Annotated in this window: 22 protein-coding genes and 1 pseudogene; 16 read left to right on the plus strand and 7 right to left on the minus strand. The window is 70.7% G+C overall.

The annotated features are described in order from the left end of the window. Positions 1-602, minus strand: a pseudogene (locus ACH495_RS25840) (hypothetical protein); the annotation flags it as partial. 370 nt (positions 603-972) lie between these two features. Here ACH495_RS25840 and ACH495_RS25845 point away from each other — a divergent pair. The 6 genes from ACH495_RS25845 (at position 973) to ACH495_RS25870 (ending at position 7,416) form a co-directional block, all read left to right on the plus strand. Further along, positions 973-2,781, plus strand: coding sequence for an acyl-CoA dehydrogenase (locus tag ACH495_RS25845; RefSeq protein WP_396860291.1), 1,809 nt, complete (start codon positions 973-975; stop codon positions 2,779-2,781). 229 nt (positions 2,782-3,010) lie between these two features. Continuing rightward, complete coding sequence (locus tag ACH495_RS25850) at positions 3,011-4,777, plus strand: AIPR family protein (RefSeq protein ID WP_396860292.1); 1,767 nt, start codon at positions 3,011-3,013, stop codon at positions 4,775-4,777. A 165-nt stretch (positions 4,778-4,942) separates the two neighbouring features. Then, positions 4,943-6,139, plus strand: coding sequence for a helix-turn-helix domain-containing protein (locus tag ACH495_RS25855; protein ID WP_396860293.1), 1,197 nt, complete (start codon positions 4,943-4,945; stop codon positions 6,137-6,139). Between the two features lie 454 nt (positions 6,140-6,593). After that, positions 6,594-6,812: a hypothetical protein gene (locus tag ACH495_RS25860; RefSeq protein WP_396860294.1), complete on the plus strand. Its 219-nt coding sequence runs from the start codon at positions 6,594-6,596 to the stop codon at positions 6,810-6,812. Then, complete coding sequence (locus ACH495_RS25865) at positions 6,809-6,997, plus strand: hypothetical protein (RefSeq protein ID WP_396860482.1); 189 nt, start codon at positions 6,809-6,811, stop codon at positions 6,995-6,997. Before ACH495_RS25860 ends, ACH495_RS25865 begins: the two co-directional genes overlap by 4 nt. Continuing rightward, the gene (locus ACH495_RS25870) at positions 6,982-7,416 is read left to right on the plus strand and encodes an NUDIX domain-containing protein (protein WP_396860295.1); all 435 of its coding nucleotides are present in this window, start codon (positions 6,982-6,984) and stop codon (positions 7,414-7,416) included. The genes ACH495_RS25865 and ACH495_RS25870 overlap by 16 nt, the downstream gene beginning before the upstream one ends. A 3-nt stretch (positions 7,417-7,419) precedes the next feature. Here ACH495_RS25870 and ACH495_RS25875 read toward each other — a convergent pair whose 3' ends face one another. After that, complete coding sequence (locus ACH495_RS25875) at positions 7,420-8,295, minus strand: alpha/beta fold hydrolase (RefSeq protein ID WP_396860296.1); 876 nt, start codon at positions 8,293-8,295, stop codon at positions 7,420-7,422. Between ACH495_RS25875 and ACH495_RS25880 the strand changes: the two genes are divergently transcribed. The 4 genes from ACH495_RS25880 to ACH495_RS25895 all read left to right on the plus strand — a co-directional run bounded on the left by ACH495_RS25880 (position 8,288) and on the right by ACH495_RS25895 (position 10,413). Further along, the gene (locus tag ACH495_RS25880) at positions 8,288-8,662 is read left to right on the plus strand and encodes a TetR family transcriptional regulator C-terminal domain-containing protein (protein WP_396860297.1); all 375 of its coding nucleotides are present in this window, start codon (positions 8,288-8,290) and stop codon (positions 8,660-8,662) included. The two genes, ACH495_RS25875 and ACH495_RS25880, sit on opposite strands and share 8 nt — an antisense overlap. Positions 8,663-8,731: 69 nt before the next feature. Then, positions 8,732-8,932 carry a hypothetical protein gene (locus tag ACH495_RS25885; RefSeq protein ID WP_396860298.1) on the plus strand — a complete coding sequence of 67 codons (201 nt, stop codon included), beginning with the start codon at positions 8,732-8,734 and terminating at the stop codon, positions 8,930-8,932. A 226-nt stretch (positions 8,933-9,158) separates the two neighbouring features. Further along, positions 9,159-9,569 (plus strand): SRPBCC family protein, encoded by a 411-nt coding sequence (locus tag ACH495_RS25890; protein ID WP_396860299.1) that lies wholly within the window; start codon positions 9,159-9,161, stop codon positions 9,567-9,569. 154 nt (positions 9,570-9,723) lie between these two features. After that, on the plus strand, positions 9,724-10,413 hold the full coding sequence (locus ACH495_RS25895) for a hypothetical protein (RefSeq protein WP_396860300.1): 690 nt from the start codon (positions 9,724-9,726) through the stop codon (positions 10,411-10,413). A gap of 35 nt (positions 10,414-10,448) precedes the next feature. On the opposite strand, the gene ACH495_RS25900 is transcribed toward ACH495_RS25895, so the two are convergent. After that, positions 10,449-10,808 (minus strand): MerR family transcriptional regulator, encoded by a 360-nt coding sequence (locus ACH495_RS25900; RefSeq protein ID WP_396860301.1) that lies wholly within the window; start codon positions 10,806-10,808, stop codon positions 10,449-10,451. A 58-nt stretch (positions 10,809-10,866) separates the two neighbouring features. On the opposite strand from ACH495_RS25900, the gene ACH495_RS25905 reads away from it, so the two are divergent. Both ACH495_RS25905 and ACH495_RS25910 read left to right on the plus strand, forming a co-directional pair. Then, a complete protein-coding gene (locus ACH495_RS25905) occupies positions 10,867-11,781 on the plus strand; it encodes an NAD(P)-dependent oxidoreductase (protein WP_396860302.1) in 915 nt (304 codons plus the stop codon). 128 nt (positions 11,782-11,909) lie between these two features. Next, positions 11,910-12,608 (plus strand): class I SAM-dependent methyltransferase, encoded by a 699-nt coding sequence (locus ACH495_RS25910; protein WP_396860303.1) that lies wholly within the window; start codon positions 11,910-11,912, stop codon positions 12,606-12,608. 8 nt (positions 12,609-12,616) lie between these two features. Here the strand turns inward: ACH495_RS25910 and ACH495_RS25915 are convergent, their stop codons facing one another. Further along, on the minus strand, positions 12,617-13,222 hold the full coding sequence (locus ACH495_RS25915; RefSeq protein WP_396860304.1) for a YdeI family protein: 606 nt from the start codon (positions 13,220-13,222) through the stop codon (positions 12,617-12,619). 22 nt (positions 13,223-13,244) lie between these two features. On the opposite strand from ACH495_RS25915, the gene ACH495_RS25920 reads away from it, so the two are divergent. Together ACH495_RS25920 and ACH495_RS25925 are read left to right on the plus strand one after the other, a co-directional pair. Then, the gene (locus tag ACH495_RS25920) at positions 13,245-14,153 is read left to right on the plus strand and encodes an aminoglycoside phosphotransferase family protein (RefSeq protein ID WP_396860305.1); all 909 of its coding nucleotides are present in this window, start codon (positions 13,245-13,247) and stop codon (positions 14,151-14,153) included. Between the two features lie 119 nt (positions 14,154-14,272). Further along, a complete protein-coding gene (locus ACH495_RS25925; protein ID WP_396860306.1) occupies positions 14,273-14,878 on the plus strand; it encodes a class I SAM-dependent DNA methyltransferase in 606 nt (201 codons plus the stop codon). A 25-nt stretch (positions 14,879-14,903) separates the two neighbouring features. Here the strand turns inward: ACH495_RS25925 and ACH495_RS25930 are convergent, their stop codons facing one another. Next, positions 14,904-15,890 (minus strand): HEAT repeat domain-containing protein, encoded by a 987-nt coding sequence (locus ACH495_RS25930; RefSeq protein ID WP_396860307.1) that lies wholly within the window; start codon positions 15,888-15,890, stop codon positions 14,904-14,906. Between the two features lie 138 nt (positions 15,891-16,028). Between ACH495_RS25930 and ACH495_RS25935 the strand changes: the two genes are divergently transcribed. Continuing rightward, positions 16,029-16,310: a hypothetical protein gene (locus ACH495_RS25935; protein ID WP_396860308.1), complete on the plus strand. Its 282-nt coding sequence runs from the start codon at positions 16,029-16,031 to the stop codon at positions 16,308-16,310. A 39-nt stretch (positions 16,311-16,349) separates the two neighbouring features. Here ACH495_RS25935 and ACH495_RS25940 read toward each other — a convergent pair whose 3' ends face one another. Beyond that, a complete protein-coding gene (locus tag ACH495_RS25940; RefSeq protein WP_396860309.1) occupies positions 16,350-16,616 on the minus strand; it encodes a helix-turn-helix domain-containing protein in 267 nt (88 codons plus the stop codon). A gap of 53 nt (positions 16,617-16,669) precedes the next feature. On the opposite strand from ACH495_RS25940, the gene map reads away from it, so the two are divergent. Next, positions 16,670-17,488, plus strand: coding sequence for a type I methionyl aminopeptidase (gene map / locus ACH495_RS25945; RefSeq protein WP_396860310.1), 819 nt, complete (start codon positions 16,670-16,672; stop codon positions 17,486-17,488). Here the strand turns inward: map and ACH495_RS25950 are convergent. Beyond that, a complete protein-coding gene (locus ACH495_RS25950; RefSeq protein WP_396860311.1) occupies positions 17,421-18,686 on the minus strand; it encodes an MFS transporter in 1,266 nt (421 codons plus the stop codon). The genes map and ACH495_RS25950 overlap by 68 nt on opposite strands. Positions 18,687-18,774: the final 88 nt, after the last annotated feature.

An 18,774-nucleotide genomic window follows, 5' to 3' on the forward strand; every position in this document is an offset into this window, starting at 1 on the left:
GTGTCGCGTAGGTAGAAGGTGGAGGTGCTGGGTCGGTAGACGCCGACGTTGTCGATGCCGTCGCCGTTCCAGTCACCCGAGATCGGCACGTCCTCGGTGCGAGGCCCGGCGGCATCCCAGAGTGCATCGACGATGATCTGCGCGTCCGGTGCCTGGACCTGGTAGCGGTCGGGGTAGGCCGACACCTGCACGGCCTGGCAGACCTCGCCGATCGGGGCGCTGGCCCAACTGCCGTTCGGGTACTTCCGCACCATCGCGTCGAGGAAGGCGTTGGTGGCCCAGGCCGGGTTGAGCCGCTGTGCCCGGGTGCCCCACCACTCCTGCTGCTGGAACAGGCCGAGGCTGGTCCCGTCCACCTCCTCGCTGGCGTTCTGCAGGTGGGTCTCGACGATCACGGTGGTGATCGCGATGACCGCGGCACGCGGCGCCAGGCCCCGCGCCCGCACCGCCTCGACCACCTCCCGGGCGCAGGACACGCGGTAGGCCGACATGTAACCCCGCATGTCCGAGTTCAACCGCGAGTTCAGTTGGGTGGCGAGCGTCGCGTCGCTCGCGGTGGGACCGGCCTGGTCGCACGCGACCGTCTGGTACTGCGCGGTCATCGGCGCCAGGGCCGGCGGCAGATCCGGTCCCGACCCCCCGGCCAGGGCGGGGGACGCGCCCATCAGGACGGATGGGGCCAGTGTCGCCGTGACGCAGAGGGCTGCCGCTGCGGTGGAAGCTCTTCTCACCAGTGATGGTCCAATCGCCGAGAGTCCGATGGCCCGCCCGATCCCATCGACCGGGCGGTGCCCAGAGACTTGCGCAGCACGCTGGCGAGACGCTGAAGCGGTGCTTCCAGGACCGATCCCGTACTCGGCGGGCACCGCGACCCGGTGTGGTGAAGGGTGCGCCGCCGGCTCCGATCGGCCAGGATGACCTGCGGGAGGCCGTCGCCGGGTGGCGCCGCGGCTGAGGGGGAAGGGGCCCGCGTTGTCGTCCGACCTGTTGCTGTCCCGCCGTGACCTGGCGTTCCTGCTGCACGACTGGCTGGACGTGACCCGGCTGACCGAGCGCCCCCGCTACGCCGAGCACTCCCGAGAGACGTTCGACGCGGTGCTCGACCTCGCCGCGCGGGTCGCCGCCGAGAAGTTCGCCCCGCACAATCGCGCCGCCGACACCGCCGAACCCACCGTCGACGGCGGGTACGTGCGCACCATTCCGCAGGTCAAGACCGCGCTGGAGGCGTTCGCCGACACCGGGCTGTTCGCCGCCACGCTGGACGAGTCGGTCGGCGGCATGCAGCTTCCGCACGCGGTGGCCGCCGCCGCGTTCGCCTGGTTCCAGGCCGCCAACGTGGGCACCTCGGCGTACCCGTTCCTCACCCTCGGCAACGCCAACCTGCTGCTCGCCCACGCCAGCCCCGAACAGGTCGCCACCTGGGTCCGCCCGATGGTGGAGGGCCGGTTCTTCGGCACCATGTGCCTGTCCGAGCCGCAGGCCGGCAGCTCGCTGGCCGACCTCACCACCCGGGCCGAGCCGCAGGACGACGGCACCTACCGGCTCACCGGCACCAAGATGTGGATCTCCGCCGGGGATCACGAGCTGGCCGAGAACATCGTCCACCTGGTGCTCGCCCGCATCCCCGGCGGACCGCCCGGCGTGAAGGGCCTGTCGCTGTTCATCGTGCCGAAGGTGCTGCTCGACGACGACGGCTCGCCCGGCCCGCGCAACGACGTGGTGCTGGTCGGGCTCAACCACAAGCTCGGCTACCGGGGCACCACCAACACGCTGCTCAACTTCGGCGAGGGCGTGCACCGCCCGTACGGGCGGGCCGGCGCGGTCGGCCACCTGGTGGGCACGCCCCACCAGGGGCTGGCGTTGATGTTCCACATGATGAACGAGGCGCGCATCGGCATCGGGGCCGGCGCCACCGCGCTCGGCTACACCGGTTACCTGAAGTCCGTCGCGTACGCCCGGCAACGGCCGCAGGGCCGGCCGGTCGCCGACAAGGACCCCACCGCGCCGCAGGTGCCGATCGTCGCCCACCCCGACGTACGCCGGATGCTGCTGGCCCAGAAGAGCTACGTGGAGGGCGCGCTCGCGCTGGTCCTCTACTGCGGACGGCTGCTCGACGAGGAGAAGACCGCGCCCGACGGGGCGGATCGCGAGCGGGCGCACCTGCTGCTGGAACTGCTCACCCCGATCGCCAAGAGCTGGCCGGCCCAGTGGTGCCTGGCCGCCAACGACCTGGCCATCCAGGTGCACGGCGGCTACGGCTACACCCGCGACTACGACGTCGAGCAGCACTGGCGGGACAACCGGCTCAACGCCATCCACGAGGGCACGCACGGCATCCAGGCGCTCGACCTGCTCGGCCGCAAGGTCACCATGCGCGACGGCGCGGCGCTGGAACTGCTGCTGGAGACCATGCGCGCCACGGTGCACCGGGCCTGGAAGGCGGACGGGCCGGCCGCCGAGATGGCTGGTCGGCTCGCGGCGGCGGTGGACCGGATCGCGGTGGTGACGCGGCGACTGTGGGCGACGGGTGACCCGGAGCTGGCGCTGGCGAACGCCTCGGTCTATCTGGAGGCGGTCGGGCACGTGGTGATCGCCTGGATGTGGCTGGAGCAGGTGCTGGCGGTGGAGGCGCTGGGGTCGCCGGAGGAGGAGTTCCTCGCGGGCAAGCGGGCGGCGGCGCGCTACTTCTACCGGTGGGAGCTGCCGAAGGTGGCGGCGCAGTTCGACCTGCTGGAGAGCCTGGACCGCACCACACTGGACATGCGGGAGAGCTGGTTCTGATTGCTCCTTGTAGCGTCAGTGTCAGCATGGAAGAGGTCAAAACCGGGGCCTGTCATAAGAGTTTGGCCGGGCCTGTCCAGTCGACACGCCGAAACTATTCCATGAAGCAGCCCATCCAAAGCGTTGCCGACCTGTCCTGAGTCCGACCGACTGATCGCTCGCCTACTTGTCGCATGTGGAGTATCGTCCTTGACTGCATCGGGTGGCCTATTTAGGGGAGGATACATCGATGTCGGGTGCGCAAACCTTGGTAGCGACGGTCTTTCATGATTGGCATCAAGAGAATCTGCCACATATGTCAGAAGATGATGCATGGGAAGTTTTCGTTGCCTGGCTCTTGCTGCGTGACTTCGATGTTACCTTAGACTCTTTGCATGCTGGCGTGGTGGATGGCAGCAATGATGGCGGCGTTGACGCGATTTACACATTGCTAGAAAGCGGGATAGTTCAGCCGGATCATAAGGCTGTCGAGGATCCCAAAGCCGCGCGGATGATGACTGAGGGCCTCGAGCTCACGCTGTACATCGTTCAGGCGAAGAATAATGACAAATTTCCTCAGTTGATGGTTACCGCGCTGCAGTCTATTCTGCCGCGGGCGTTAGACCTTGCTAGATCACTCGACGAATTGACCGAAGAGCTTAACGACTCTGCGCGTGAGCAAATGGAAATCTTTCGCGCAGCCTACCGGAACTTACTTTCACGCCGGCCGAAGGTCTCGGTGCGAGTTGCAATGATTTCCCGAGGCTTCGCGGACAGGGTGGCGACAAATGTTTCTAGCCGGGCAGTTGCGCTGCGACAGGACCTGGCTCGACTGCTCCCTTCTGCAGAGATAGATATTTCTTTTATTGGGGCGGAGGAGTTGTGGTCGATGTACGATCGTCGACCAAGTAATACCCTAACCCTCGAATGTGATGAAGTAATGACAAGTGGCGGCTCCTATATTGCCTTGGCTCGGCTCTCGAACTTTATGAAGCTAATTGCCGACGATCATTGGACTGTGCAGCGCCACGTCTTCGACGCTAATGTTCGGGACTTTCAGGGCGATGTCGCTGTCAACAAAGAAATTTTGGCATCGCTCCAGCAAAGTGACGGGCCAGACTTTTGGTGGTTGAACAACGGGGTTACTATCCTCTGCGATGAAGCTCACAGTGTAGGCAAGAGGTTCGCGCTTACCAATATTCAGATTGTAAACGGCCTCCAGACTTCTCACAATCTCGCTCGATGGTTTAACGATCAGCGAGAAAAGGATGGAGGGGCGGAGGCGCTTTTCGCGGACCAGCGGAAAATTCTCGTGCGAGTAATTGTCGCGAATGACACTGCGGTACGAGATCGAATTATCCGGGCCACCAACCGACAAACGCCAGTGGCGGACGCCTCGCTTCGGGCGACCGACGAGGTCCAGCGCAGGATCGAGACCTACTTTGGCTCTAAGGGGCTATTTTATGATAGGCGTAAAGGCTATTATCGCAACCTGGGAAAGGATCCGGGGCGAATTGTTAGCATCGGTTACCTCGGCCAGGCCGTCTACGCTATAGCCTACGGTAGGCCCGAGGTGGCTAGGGGTAAGCCGAACTCCCTTCTGGCCGAAGATACTCGTTACAAGCAAGCATTCGACCCCAAGGCGGACCTTTCAATATTCTACTGGTGTGCCAAGGTTCTTCGAGCAGTCGACGAGAGCCTGCAGGGCGGGAACTCTGCGATGAAGTACTGGGAGAAGCGGCACCTCTCGCATTTTATTGCTTTCGCCATGGTTGCTCGCGCGATTGGCAAAGCCCCTTCTCACTGGACCGACATTGTGCAGATCGCTAAATCGGACAGAAGATTTTCGCAAGAAGAGCTTGAGGTGGCCTACGAGGTGTCAGTCACTGCGTTGGCTGATTTTGCGCGTAAGCACTCGATGGCGACATCTGATGCCACCAAGCGCCAAATATTCGCCCAGCACCTTGCCGAGACGGTACTTAAAAGTTCGGCGACGGCGTCACGAGACAAAGTGTGAAGCAAAATGCTTAATGTTTGTGGACGGCGTGCTGTGCGCCGGAGTTCCCGTCAGGTCACAGCACCCTTGGCTGATTTCGGTCGATCGATGTAAATTACTGTGGTGGCAGGGCTGCCGGATCAGTGTTCCGGCAGCCGCCATCTGAACGCTACTTGGGAGACGAAGATGACCGATCCCACGGCCTTCGGTGCCCGCCTCCGCGCCTTCCGGGAGCGCGCCGGAAAGACTCGTCCCGTCCTGGGTGGCCTGGTCGGACGCAGTGCCGAGTGGGTCAAGGCGCTGGAGAACGGTCGCCTCCTCCCACCCCGGCTTCCGATGCTCCTCCGTCTTGCCGAGGTGCTGGACATCTCCGACCTGGCGGACTTGACCGGTGACCAGTCCCTGCCTGTGGCGTCGGTGACCCGCGCCGGGCATCCCGGTATCGAGTCCGTCGCCAGCGCCATGCAGCGGGCTGCGGTGTCGCCGGGTGAGCCGAAACAGGCTGATGTGCTGCGCGGACTGGTCGATCAGGCATGGGCGCTGTGGCACCGCTCGACCGTCGAGCGTTCGGCTGTCGCCGTCGTGCTGCCCGGTCTACTGGCTGACGCGCAGCGCAGTGCCCGCCGGTTGGAGGGGCGGGAACGCCGGCAGTCGCTCATCGAGTTGGCGCGCGTCTACCACCTCGCCCAGTTGTATCTGGCCCACCAGCCCTACCCGGAGTTGGTGTGGCTCGCGGCGGACCGGGCCATGCGCGCCGCTCAGGACGCCGATGACCCGACAGCCATCGCAGTGGCCGCCTGGTACTACGCGCACGTCTACCGGGGGTCCAATCAGGCTGAGGCCGCAGAGCACCTCTTGGCCGACGCCGCAGCTCTCCTCACTCCGGCTAAGGGAGGGGAGCAACTGGCCCGATGGGGTCAGGCGCAGCTCGGCATCGCGCTGGGGCACAGCAAGGCGGGCAGAGCGGGTCGGGCGTGGCGCGCATGGGATGCTGCTGCGCAGGCGGCGAGCCGGCTCGGCAGTACGTACGCCCACCCGTGGCTCATGTTCGGGCCGGCAGCGTGCGAGGCGTACGCCGTCACGATCGAGACGGATCTGTGCCGGCCGGGTGAAGCCGTCCGACGGGCGGACAGTGCGAACTACTCGGCGCTGCCGTCGCACACCCGACGTGCCGCCGCCCTGATCGATGCCGCTCGGGCGCATCTACTTGACCGGGGCGAGGTGGCAGCCATCCATCTCCTTGGCCGCGCGCTTCGAGAAAGCGTCGATACGGTGCGGCACAACCCCTATGCGCGGTCGGCGACTCTGGAGCTGTCGAACCGTCCGGGAACGGTCGGGGAAGACGCGCGGGAGTTGGCGCTCGCGATCGGGATTCAGGGGTAGCCCTCCCTCGGGTACAAACTCTCCCCAACGACACTCGTTACTACTCGTAGCGTCCAGGTCACTGGCGATGCGCGACGTCCCGCCCTTGGCTGTCCCGAGTAGGGAGTCTCGCGTCGTGTCCTGGACGTGAGCGAGGGGACCGAATCGGTGACGTGGTCGGGCTTGGCAAGGCTGTCACGAATGGTCTTTCGGCGGCCGGTGACGCCGCTGGCTTTCGGGCAACGACATCAGGAGCGAGAGCAATCGGCCGCACGGCAGCGGCTGCTCGACCAGGCAAAACAACTACGCGAGGCGCGCTCGCATGGACAGTCTGAGCCGATGGAATGAGCGCGACGGAACAGGTGATCCTTGCCGTGCCGGCATTCCGCGATGACGGGGTATGTGCGCGGCTTGCTCCGTACCTCTTTGGTGAGATGGCGCGGACGAGCGCTGTCGGCTTCTGCGGAGCGCGGGGGTGAGCGCGCACGGGCCGGTGCTGCCGATCTGGACGTGCGGTGGGTGCGACGCGCCGTGGCCGTGCGCGGAGCGGCGGCGGGAGTTGCGGGCCGAGTACGAGGGTGCGTCGGTCTCGTTGGCGATGTACCTGGGGGCGCAGTTGGTGCGCGCGACGGCGGATCTGAGTTGGGCGCCGGCGGGGGCGTTGCACCGGCGGTTCCTGGGATGGCTGCGGTGAGCGTGCTGCGGGCGGGGGACGAGAAGTTCCACTACAGCGACGGGTCGCACCGGTGGATCCCGCCGGATCCGGACTACGACCAGGCGGTGTGGGACGAACAGGTGCGCCAGCACAAGCTGGGGCACCTGCGTAACGAACGGCGGAGGGTGGACGGGAGGAGGCAGGCACCATGCCCGAGAAGGTGATGGTCACCAAGGCGCTCTGCTACGTGGTGCGGGAGGGGCGGTTGCTCGTCTTCCGGCACACCGATGTCAGCTACGAGGAGGTGGGCCTCCAGGTGCCGGGCGGCAGCGTCCGCGCGGGGGAGGACCCGGCGGACGCCGCGCTCCGGGAGGCCCGTGAGGAGACCGGGCTGAGGGACTTCGCCGTCGTGCGCGAGCTGGGGGTGATCGAGTACGACATCAGCCCGCTTCGCTTCGAGATCCAGCGCCGGCACGTCTTCGAGTTGGCGCTGCGCGGGGCGACGCCCGAGCGGTGGGCGAGCCGGGAGGACCACGACGGTGAGCGGGAGCCCACCCGGTTCGAGTGCTTCTGGATCCCGTTGCGGGCGGCGCACGTCCTACAGTCCGGCCAGGGTGCCCTGGTAGGGCGGTTGTTCGACTGACCGTCAGTCGTGCGGCACGCCTGCCGGCGGTCTGCCGTCGAGGAGGTCCGCCAGGGTCTCGGCGAACCGGGCGGGCTGTTCCTCGGCCGGGTAGTGGCCGCAGTCGTCGAGGACCACCCCGGTGACTTTGTCGGCCGCCAGCCGCATCGTCTGGGCGGCGCCCGCACCGCTCCACAGCGCGCCACCGACGGCGAGCACCGGCAGCGTCAGGCGGGTCCTGCGGCGCTGCTCGTTCTGCGCGATCGTCTCGTCCAGCGCCTGGTAGTACGCGAAGCTCGCCCGCAGCGCGCGCGGATCCGCGGTGATCGCGTCGACGTAGACGTCGACGGCGTACGCGGGGATCGTGGTCGGGGTGGCGGCCTTGGTGGCGAACTGCCAGCCGAAGAAGATTCGCTCCCGCCCCCGGACGAGTTCCTCGTTGAGGTCGGTGAGCCGGTTGAAGCCGAACTGCCAGAGCTTCTGGTTGACCGCGGCCGGGCCGAAGGCCGGTGGGGACGGCACGACACCGGGGATCACGGCTTCGACGACGGCGAGTCGGCCCACCCGCTCGGGGTGGTCGGCCGCGAGGGCGTACCCGGTCCACGTGCCGATGTCGTGGCCGACCACGTCGAAGCGGTCGTGTCCGAGCGCGGCCATCAGCGCGACCAGGTCGGCGGCCAGCGTGCCGGCGTCGTAGCCGTCGTCGGGCTTGTCGGAGAGCCCGGCCCCGCGCTGGTCCACGGCGACGACGGTGTGGGTGCGGGCGAGCGCCGGCATCACCTCCCGCCAGGCGTACCAGGTCTGGGGCCAGCCGCTGACCAGCAGCAGCGGCGGGCCGTCCCCGCCGGTGACCGCGTGCAGCCGCAGCCCGTTCACCTCCACGAACCGGCTGGTGAACACGTCGGTGAAGCCGCAGGCGCTGACCGGCCCTCACCCGAACCCGAGCGCCGTCGTGGCCGCCTACCTCCAGGTGACCCTGGACCGCATCGCCGACCCGACGGTCCCGGACGGCTGCCTGCTCACCATGTCGGCGGCGCAGTTCCCCGCCCTCGACGCGGCGGGCCAGGCGACGGTCCGTGCCATGATCGACGGCCTGCGGGCGATGCTGGAGCAGGCGTTGCGGGCGGCGGGGGCGGATGAACACGCCGCGCCGGAGTGGGCATTGTGCACGCTGGCGACGAACAAGTCCCTGGCGGTGCTGAGCCGCGCCGGCTTCTCGAGCGACGACCTGGCCACCGTCGCCGCAGCCGCCGCCCGGTATCCATAGGGGTACCCAGACCCCTGAAACGCCGCGCGGCGCGAGTAGAAGACGCGGAGCGCGGGGTACTGCCGACGCATGGCTGAACTTCCCACGCACATCCTGACCGACGCGGGTTTCACCACCGACCAGGCGGACGCCATCGTCAAGGCCCTGGTGGCGGGCGACAACCTGCACGGCGACACGAACGCTGACGAGCCGATCAACATCGACGATTTCTCGCCGGAGAAGAAGGAGGCACTCGACCGGTTCAACCTGGCGGTCGCCGCCGACGCCTGAGCCGGCTGTTCCTGCCCTCATTCCGTCTTCGGGGCGTCATCCGTAACCGGGTGGCGCCCCGGCCTCTGCCGAGCTACCGACGACGCGTCAGCGGTCCACGGCGCAGCCGCCCGGCGCAGTGACGTGACGGTTTCGCGGACGGGAGGCTCGCCCGGTCGCCGGGCCGGGCCGGGCCGGTTAGGCTGCGTCCCTGCCGTGCCTCAGCGGCGCGAGGGGAGCGCCGGTCATGGCCATGGTCCGTGTCGAAGCCGTCGTCGACGCGCCCGTCCAGCAGGTCTGGGACGCCGTCGCGGACGTCGGAGCGGTGCACCGGCGACTGTTGCCCGGCCGGGTCACCGACGCCCGGGTCGAGGGTGACATCCGGATCCTGACCATGCCGGACGGTCATCAGGTTCGCGAACTCATCCTGGGCGTCGATCACGGTCTGCGCCGGATGGCGTACGCGGTGGTCGAGGGGCAGCGCCTGCCGTTGACCTACCACTACGCGGCGTTCCAGGTGCTCGACGAGGGTCCTCGCAGCCGGCTCGTCTGGTTGACCGACGTCCTGCCGCACGACATGGCGGATGCGGTGCGGGCGAGGGTGGAGCGGGGGATGGCGGAGATGAAGGCGGTCCTGGAGCGCGACGAGACGTCCTGACAGGCGCGATCCGACGCCGGGTGAAACGCCGCCGGAGGTGTCGGGATGGCGTCACCGTCCGTTGTGGACCAACCGGTGATCCGGCCGTAGCCTACTTCCCTGATCCGGCACCCGGTCGGCTCGTCGGGACGCGACGGCGGAAGGAGTTCACGGCATGGTGGCAGAGGCCTCCGAGGGGTCGGCTGCTGCGCCGGCCGTGCGCGGGCAGCGGGTCCTCGACCTGCTGGACAAGGCGATCGACGCGCAGGGCGTCATGGTTCGCAAGAACATCGCCCGAGCGCGGCAGCGGAACCCGAAGGCGACGCCGGCCGAGGTGATCCGCACACTGGAGCGGATCTACGTCAGCGCCCTGGCCGGAACCGGCGCCGCGGTGGGCGGCGCCGCGGCCGCGCCCGGCGTCGGCACCGGGATCGCGCTGGCGCTGTCCGGCGGCGAGGTGCTCTCCTCCCTCGAACTGAGCGCCCTCTTCGCGCTCTCGATCGCCGAGATCCACGGCGTGCCCATCGACGAGCTGGAACGCCGTCGCACGATCGTGATGGGCATCATGCTCGGTGGAACGGGCTCCGCCACCATCACGAAGGTCGCCGAGCGCACCGGGCAGCACTGGGGGCGTCAGATCGTCGCCCAGGTGCCCGGCCACACGTTGCAGCAGATCAACAAGATCCTGGGCAAGCACTTCATCACGAAGTACGGGACCAAGCAGGGCATCATCGTGCTCGGTCGGGTGGCGCCCTTCGGCATCGGCGCGCTGATCGGTGGTGGCGCCAACGCCGCGATGGCCGCCATGGCCGTGCAGGCCGGTCGTCGCGCCTTCGGCCCGCCTCCGACGTCGTGGCCGGAGTGAGCCGCCCGCGTACCCGGATCGGGTCCTGACCGCGGTCAGTGACGGTCGGGCGCGCCCTGGACGATGCGGTCCAGGATGGCGCGTGCCGCCGTGAGCTTCTCGATGGACCCGGTGAGGCGGTGGCGTTCCTCGGCCAGGGCATCGAGAAGTTCGGGGCAGGTGGGCGCCAGCACCGTCCGGTCGTCGGGGATGCAGGGCAGGATCTCGGCGATGGCGGCGGTGCCCAGCCCGGCGGAGAGCAGCAGTTGGATGTGCCCCACGACGCGTACCGCCGGTTCGTCGTAGTCCCGGTAACCGCTCGCGTGCCGGGCGGGCCGCAGCAGCCCCTGTTCCTCGTAGTAGCGCAGGGCGCGGGGAGTGGTGCCGGTCCGCCGGGCCAGTTCACTGATCCGCATGTCCGGAGCCAAACAGGACTTGACCTTCACGTCAACGTGAAGGTTTACCGTCGCTGCTGTGACAGACCACGACATCCCCAACGACCAGCCGTCCACCGTCGCCGTCCTGGGCCTCGGCCCCATGGGCCGGGCACTGGCCACCGCCGCGCTCGCCGCCGGGCACCCGACGGTGGTGTGGAACCGTACGCCGGGCCGGGCCGACCCGCTCGTGGCGCGGGGAGCCGTGCTCGCGCCCACGGTGGGCGACGCGGTACGGGCGGCCCCGGTCACGATCGCCTGCATGATCGACTATGCCGCGGTCCGCGCGTGCACGACCGACCTCACCGACCGGCCCGGTGGCACGCTGGTCAACCTGAGCAGCGGGCACGCCGCAGAAGCCCGCGCCATGGCCGACCTCGCCGCCCGGCGTGGCGTCGACTACCTGGACGGTGCCATCCTGACCCCGGCGCCCACGATCGGCACACCCGCCGCGACGATCCTCTACAGCGGCCGGCACGCGCTCTACCAGCGGCACCGGGCCCTGCTGGACGTGTTCGGCGGCACCGGCATCCACCTCGGCGACGACGTCGGCAGCGCGGCGGCGTACGAGACGGCGCTGCTCGACCTGTTCGCCATGTCCGTCGGTGGGCTCGCGCACGCCTTCGCCCTGGCCGTCGCCGAGGGCATCGCGCCGGCCGCGTTCGCCCGCTTCGCCAGGGGGATCGGCGGCCTGCTGCCCGATCTCACCGACCGGTTCGCCGCTCAGCTCGCCGCCGGCGAGTTCCCGGCCGAGGTCTCCAGTGTCGCGTCGGCGGCCTCCGCACTGTCGCACGTGCGGGCCGCCGCCGCGGTGCACGGAATCGACGCCGCCCCGCTGGAGGCCGTCCACCGCATCATCGAGCGGGCGGTCGCGGCCGGACACGGCGGCGACAGCTACGCCCGGCTCGCCCAGCAGCTCGCCGGTGCCGGAGCCGGAGCCTCGCGGACGGGCTGACACGTCACGCCGCGTCCCGGGCGGCCCGTCCCGGCCAGTCGGGCTCGTCGCGATCGCAGGGGTCAGCGGTGACGTCGCCTCGATGGCAGGATCGGCTCCGATCTTGAGGCACCGAGGAGGCAGCCGGGATGAGGGCCGACCACTACGACAGTTTCGCCGAGCACTACGCCGCGGAGAACGAGGGCAGCCTCTTCAACGGCTACTACGAGCGGCCCGCGATGATCAAGCTGGCCGGGGACGTACGCGGTCGCCGGATCCTCGACGCCGGTTGCGGCGCCGGTCCGCTGTCCGAGGCGCTTCGCGCGCGAGGGGCCGTCGTGACCGGCTTCGACGGCAGCCCCGCGATGGTCGAGCTGGCCCGACGGCGGCTGGGCGACGACGCCACCCTCCTGGTCGCCGACCTCGGCACGCCGCTTCCCTTCGCCGACGGCGTCTTCGACGACGTGGTCGCCTCCCTGGTCCTGCACTACCTGGAGGACTGGACCGGCCCGCTGGCCGAGGTGCGCCGGGTCCTGCGGCCGGGCGGCCGCCTGCTGCTGTCCGTGAACCACCCGATCGTCTACGAGGTGGCATTCCCCGACGGCGACTACTTCGCGCTCGCGCGCTGGTCGGAGGAGTACGCGTTCGACGGCCACCCGGCCGAGCTGACCTACTGGCACCGGCCGTTGCACGCCATGACGGACGCGTTCACCGCCGCCGGCTTCCGCATCGCGGTCATCAGCGAACCCCCGTTCTCACCCGACGCCCCGCCCGAACTCCTGCCCCCGGAACTCGCCGGCCGCACGTCCTTCCTCTGCTTCATCTTCTTCGTCCTCGAAGCCTGCTGACCGCCGGATCAGCCGGTGGTGGGAGGCTTGGCCTTCTGCGGATGGGGCGTCTCGTGGCGGGCCAGCATGGCGACGAACTCGCGGATCTTCCGCTCCCGGGTCTCCGCCCGTTTGACCGCGTTCAGCCGGTAGATGAGCGCGAACCGGTTGGCGCTGGTGAGGACGTCGAACATGGCCCGGGCGGCGGGTTCGGCGTCGATGGCGGCGAGCAGGTCGGCCGGCACCTCGGCCTCCGAGGGCGGGGCGTAGGCGGCGGCCCAGCGCCCGTCCGCCTTCGCGGCCTCCACCGCGGCCCGGCCCGAGGGTTGCATCCGCCCCGCCGCCTCCAGCCGGGCCACGTGGTCGACGTTGCGTCGGGACCAGGCGCTGCGGGGCCGGCGCGGGGTGAACCGGATCCAGGAGCTCTCCTGGTCGCGCTTGCGGGCCTGCCCGTCGATCCAGCCGAAGCACAACGCCTCGTCGACGGCCTGCTGCCAGGTCAGCGTGGTGACCGTGCCGCCCTTGCGGGTCAGGGCGAGCCAGACGCCGGGTGAGGTGGCATGGTGGGCCGACAACCACGCCCGCAGCGCCTCGGCGTCCGCGACGACCAACTCTTCCAGCTCGGTGCCCGGCATGACGGAAGGCTAACCCCTCGGTATGACACACGAGATCACCGCCGACCTGGTCCGGGAACTGCTCCACCACCAGCATCCCGATCTCGCCGATCGACCGGTCCGGCTCGGTGCGCGGGGATGGGACAACCAGTTGTGGCGGCTCGGTGACGACCTGGCCGTCCGGCTTTCCTGGGCGACCGGAGCCGCGGACGCGTTGCTGCGCAAGGAACACCGCTGGGTGCCCCGGCTCGCTCCGCGCCTTCCGCTGCCGGTTCCGGTCCCGCAGCGGCTCGGCGAGCCGTCCCCGTTGTTCCCGCACCCCTGGCTGGTCACCACGTGGGTTCCGGGTGAGCCGGCCGATCGCGCTCCCGTCACCCGAGCGGTCGAGGCGGCCACCGCTCTGGCCGGCTTCCTGTCCGCCCTGCACCACAGCGCTCCGGGCGACGCGCCCACCAACCCCTACCGGGGTGGGCCGCTGGCCGGCCAGGCGGACGGGTTCGCCGAGGCGCTGACCACCGCCACCGCCCGAGGGCTGGTCGACGACCCGGCCGCCGTCCACGCCGTCTGGCACGACGCGGTCACCGCGCCGGCGTGGACCGGCCCGGCGCGGTGGCTGCACGCCGACCTGCACCCCGCCAACGTGCTCACCGCCGACGGCACGCTCTGCGGCGTCATCGACTTCGGCGACCTCTGCGCGGGCGACCCGGCGTACGACCTGGCCGCCGGGTGGCTCCTGCTGCCGGACGGGGCGCTCGACCAGTTCCACGCGGCCTACCGGCCGGCCCCGGACGCGGCCACCGTACGCCGGGCCCGAGGCTGGGCGACGGCACGGGCCCTCGGCGGCATCCTCATCGGCGACAACGGCGTCCACGGTCGTCCGGGTGGCAAGACCACCTGGGGGCCGCCCGCGCAGGCCGCGCTGCGACGCCTGATCGCCACGAGACCGGCGTGACCTCGCGGTGGTCGGCCGGTCGGCAACCGCCCCCGCCGGGCCACGTCGGGGCGGGAACGCCGAACTCCCGCCGGATCGGCGCCGACGTCCCGGCGTGGTCCGAGCCGTAGGGTCGGCGGATGACGACGGAACAGGTCCGCCGGGCGTACGCGTCCCTTGCGGACCGCTACATCGCGCTGTTCGGCACGAGCGGTCAGGTGCACGCCGACGACCTCGCGTTCCTCCGGCGGCACCTGACCGGCCGGCCCGGCCCGGTGCTCGACCTGGGCTGCGGGCCCGGCCACCTCACGGACTTCCTCCGCGCCCACGGCGCCGACGCGACCGGCGTCGACGTCGTCGGCGAGTTCATCGCCCACGCCCGGGCCACCTATCCGAGCGGTCGCTACCTGCTCGGGTCGATGACGGATCTCCCGGTCGCCGACGCGTGTGTCGCCGGCATCCTGGCCTGGGGCTCGGTGATCCACCTGCCGCCGGAGCGGCTCGACGGTGTGCTCGCCGAGTTCCGCCGGGTGGCCGCGCCTGGCGCGCCGGTCGTACTCGGGATCTTCGTCGGCGAGGAGGTCGCCGCGTTCGACCACAAGGTGGTCACCGCCTACCGATGGCCGGTCGACGCGTTCGCCGAGCGGCTGGCCCGAGCCGGCTTCACCGAGGTGGAGCGGCTGCACCGGCCCGGCGACGCCACCCGCCGGCCGCACGCCGCCGTCGCGGCGGTCGCCGCCGGGTGAGCCGCCCGCCCCGACCGACCTGCCCTCAGGACGCCCGCTCGGAGTTTCGGAGCGCCGCCGACGCCGTCGCCCGTACGGTCGGGTCGGTGTCCTCGCGCAGGTGCACCAGCAGCGGTCGGGCGGGTGGCCAGCGTCGCAGGCCGACCGCGAGGACGCCGGCGACGGCCGCCCGCACCCACCAGTCCGGGTCGTCGACCCGGGACCGCAGCGCGTCCAGCGGCACGCCGAGCAGGCCGAGGCCGCGCACCGCTCCGGCACGTACCGAGGACTCGGGGTCGTCGAGGAGCACGCCCAGCGCGGCTGCCGCCACCGGGACGCGGTCGGAGCCGGCCGCGCGGCGGCCGATCGCCTCGCCCAGCACGGTGCGGACCTGCCAGGCCGGGTCCGACGTCAACTCGACCAGATGGTCCACCACCGCCGGCGGGGCGGACCAGGCCAGCAGCAGCACGGCGTGATCGCGGACCCAGGCGTCCGGGTCCCGCAGCGCGGTGACGACCAGCGCGTACGCCTGCGGGTCGAGGTGCACCGCCGGCAGCGCGCCGAGCGCGGTCCGCCGGATCTCCGGGTCGGGATCGGATGTCGCCGCGCGCAGCCGCTCCAGGTCCGACGCCTCGAACACGTGCCCGAGCGTCTGCAACGCGGCCCGCCGGAGGTGCGGGTCGCCGTTGTCGAGCAGTGGGAGGAGGACGGCCCGGCACGCCGGTGGGTCCGCGCGGGTGGCCAGGCCCAACGCCATCGCCAGTTGCTCACCGTCGTCGTCGTCATCGTCGCGCAGCGCGTCGGCGAAGAGCCGCAGCAGCCGGGGGAGCACGTCGGCGCCGGACAGCCGGGCCAGCAGGTGGGCCATCAGGTCCCGGCCGTACCGGTTGCGTTCGCGCACGTAGCGTTCCAGCTCGGTCCGGGCCGACGCCGCCGTGGCGGGGTCGCCGCTCGCGGCCAGTTCCCGCAGGATCGGCCACGGATCGTCGTCCCGGCCGCCGTCGGCGACACGCAGCAGATCGGCCAGCGTCAACCCGACCCTCCCTGGCGAGACGAGGCGCGAACGGGGAGCCGCCTCCCGGTCCGACCGCCGCACGGCGGCGTGAGCGTACCCCGGTCGATCGTCCCGGCGCGTCCGGCGCGGATGGCGGGCGTCTCCTACCGTGACGGCATGCGATGGCTTCTCCTGCTCGGCGTCCTGGCGCTCGTGACGGGTGTCTGCCTGCTGATCCGTCGACGCCGGCGGCGTCGGCCGCCGACGGTCCAGGAGCAGGCGGCCGCGGCGCGGCAGGCCATGCGCGCGCTCCGCCGCGACTCGCCACGGCCCGGTCGCGACGTCTTCGAGCGGGGCCGGGGCGTGCCCGACCGGCACTCGGCCGCCGTGGTGGAGAACGCCGTCTACGGCGACGCCGCGAGCTTCGACTCGGGTGGCGGGGGCGGTGGCACGGACTGACCCGGTGCGGGTGAAACGGTTGCCGGCGCGGCCCGGTGGTCAGGACGCCTGGCGGACGGGCAGGTCGGCGAGCCAGGTGTCGGCCAGGTCGGCCAGGGGGACGTCGAGGGCCTGGCTGAGGCAGACCACGGTGCCGAACGCCGGAGCGGGCAGTCGGCCTGCCTCGATCTTGCGGAGCGTCTCGGGGGAGATGCCGGCCGCCAGGGCCACCTCGACGAGACTGCGGTCGGCTCGCGCGGATCGCAGGGCGACGCCGAGGCGTCGGCCCGCGGCGATCTGTTCGGCGGTGAGTGGCTGGCGAACCATGGCAGCAGGATATCCCTTCGGGACGCCCCGGGCGGACGTGGTATAAAAATACCGTGATTGAGCTCAAGTCCTCCGATGAAATCGCCCGCATGGCGGTGACCGGCCAGTTCGTCGGCGAGCTGCTCGCCGAGCTGAAGGGCGTGGCCGCGGTCGGCGTCAACCTGATGGACATCGAGCACCACGCCCGCCGCCGGATCGCCGAGCGCGGCGCCGAGTCCTGCTACTGGGACTACGCCCCGTCGTTCGGCCGTGGCCCGTTCCGCAACGTGCTGTGCCTGTCGGTCAACGACGCGGTGCTGCACGGCCTGCCGCACGACTACGTCCTGCGCGACGGCGACCTGCTCAGCATCGACATGGCGGTCGGCATCGACGGCTGGGTCGCCGACTCCGCGCTCTCGTTCGTCGTCGGCACCCCCGACCCGGCCGACCTGAAGCTGATCGAGGCCACCGAGGTCGCGTTGGAGGCCGGCATCGCCGCCGCCCGGCCCGGCGGTCGCCTCGGCGACGTCTCCGCCGCGATCGGCGAGGTCGCCCACGCCTACGGCTACGGCGTCAACGGCGAGTTCGGCGGCCACGGCATCGGTCGCACCATGCACGAGGCACCGCACGTGGCCAACAGCGGTCGCCCCCGCCGCGGCATGAAGCTCACCCCGGGCCTCACCATCGCCATCGAACCCTGGCTCTGCCGCACCACCGACAAGATCAGGGTCGACGACGACGGCTGGACGATCCGCTCCGCCGACGGCTCCCGCACCGCCCACTCCGAACACACCGTCGCCGTCACCGAAGCCGGCCCGCAGGTCCTCACCCGCCGTCCCACCGACGCCGCCACCCCGGGCGACCCCAGCCGGACGCCCGCCGCCGCCTCCTGAGCCGGGCCCCGACGGAAGTCCCGCCCGGCAGCAGCAGCGGCGTGCCGAGCAGCAGGACGCCGGAGACGGTGATCGCGGCGAGCGGGCCGGTGAGCGTGGCGAGACCTCCCCAGACCACCGTCAGCGTGGCAGACGTGAGCCGGCTGCCGACGCTCCACGCGCCGAGCACCCGGGCGGCGTGGTCGGTGGGGGTCCGCCGCAGCCGCTCGGTGGCCAGGATCGGGTTGAACACGCCCATCGCCACGATCAGCAGGCCCTCGACCACGATCACGGTGACGAGCCCGCCGACGCCGGGTCCCACGAACGCCAGCCCGAGCGGGCAGACCGACCGCAGCCAACCGCTGGCGGTCAGCACCCGCTGCCGGCCGTACCGCCGCACCAGGCGAGCGGAGAGGCGCGCGCCCACGAAGCCGCCCAGCGCCGGCACGCCGAACGCGAGACCGTACTGCCAGGCGGGGAACGCGTACTCGCCGAGCAGGAGCACGGCCAGCAACGGGACGGTGGCCGTGATCAGGCCATTGACCAGCACCGCGTTGAGGAACAGCCGCCGCAGGACCCGGTCGTGGCGGAGGAACCGCCACCCGCCGAGCAGATCCGCGCCGCGCGACCCGGCGACCGGGACCGCCACCACGTCACCGCCCCGGATGCGGCGGACCGTGAGCGCCGACAGCAGGTAGCTCAGCGCGTCGGCGGCGACGGTGACGACCGGGCCGAGCAACCCGACCAGCGCGCCGCCGAGCGGCGGGCCGGCCGCCGTCGCCACCCAGCCCGTGCCCTCCAACCGCCCGTTCGCGACCAGCAGCCGATCGCCGGGCACGAGCTGCTTCAGGTACGCGCCGGACGCGGCCGTGAACGCGATCCCCGCGCTCTGCGAGACCACCGCGACGGCCAGCAGGTGACCGAAGGACAACACCCCGAGGACGTACGCGACCGGCACGCTCGCCATCGCGGCGAACCGGACCAGATCCGTGCCGATCATCACCGGGCGCTTCGGCCGGTGCTCCACCCACGGCCCGAGCGGAAGCGCGACCAGCGCCGCGACGGCGAGACCGGCCGCCTCCAGCAGCGACACCGCGACCGGTGACGCGTCCAGCTCCCGCACCGCGAGCAGCGGGAACGCGCCGAACGCGAGCCACGTGCCGTACGTGCTGACCGCGTACGCCGACCACAGCCGGTGGAAGTCCGCATCCCGTGTCACCGCCGCATCAGACCGGCCGCCGGCGCGCGTGATCAAACAACCGCCGTCCGGCGAGCCACAACCACCGGTTGGACGACCATAGGCTGAG

Source organism: Micromonospora sp. NPDC018662 (assembly GCF_044391475.1).
GTDB lineage: Bacteria > Actinomycetota > Actinomycetes > Mycobacteriales > Micromonosporaceae > Micromonospora.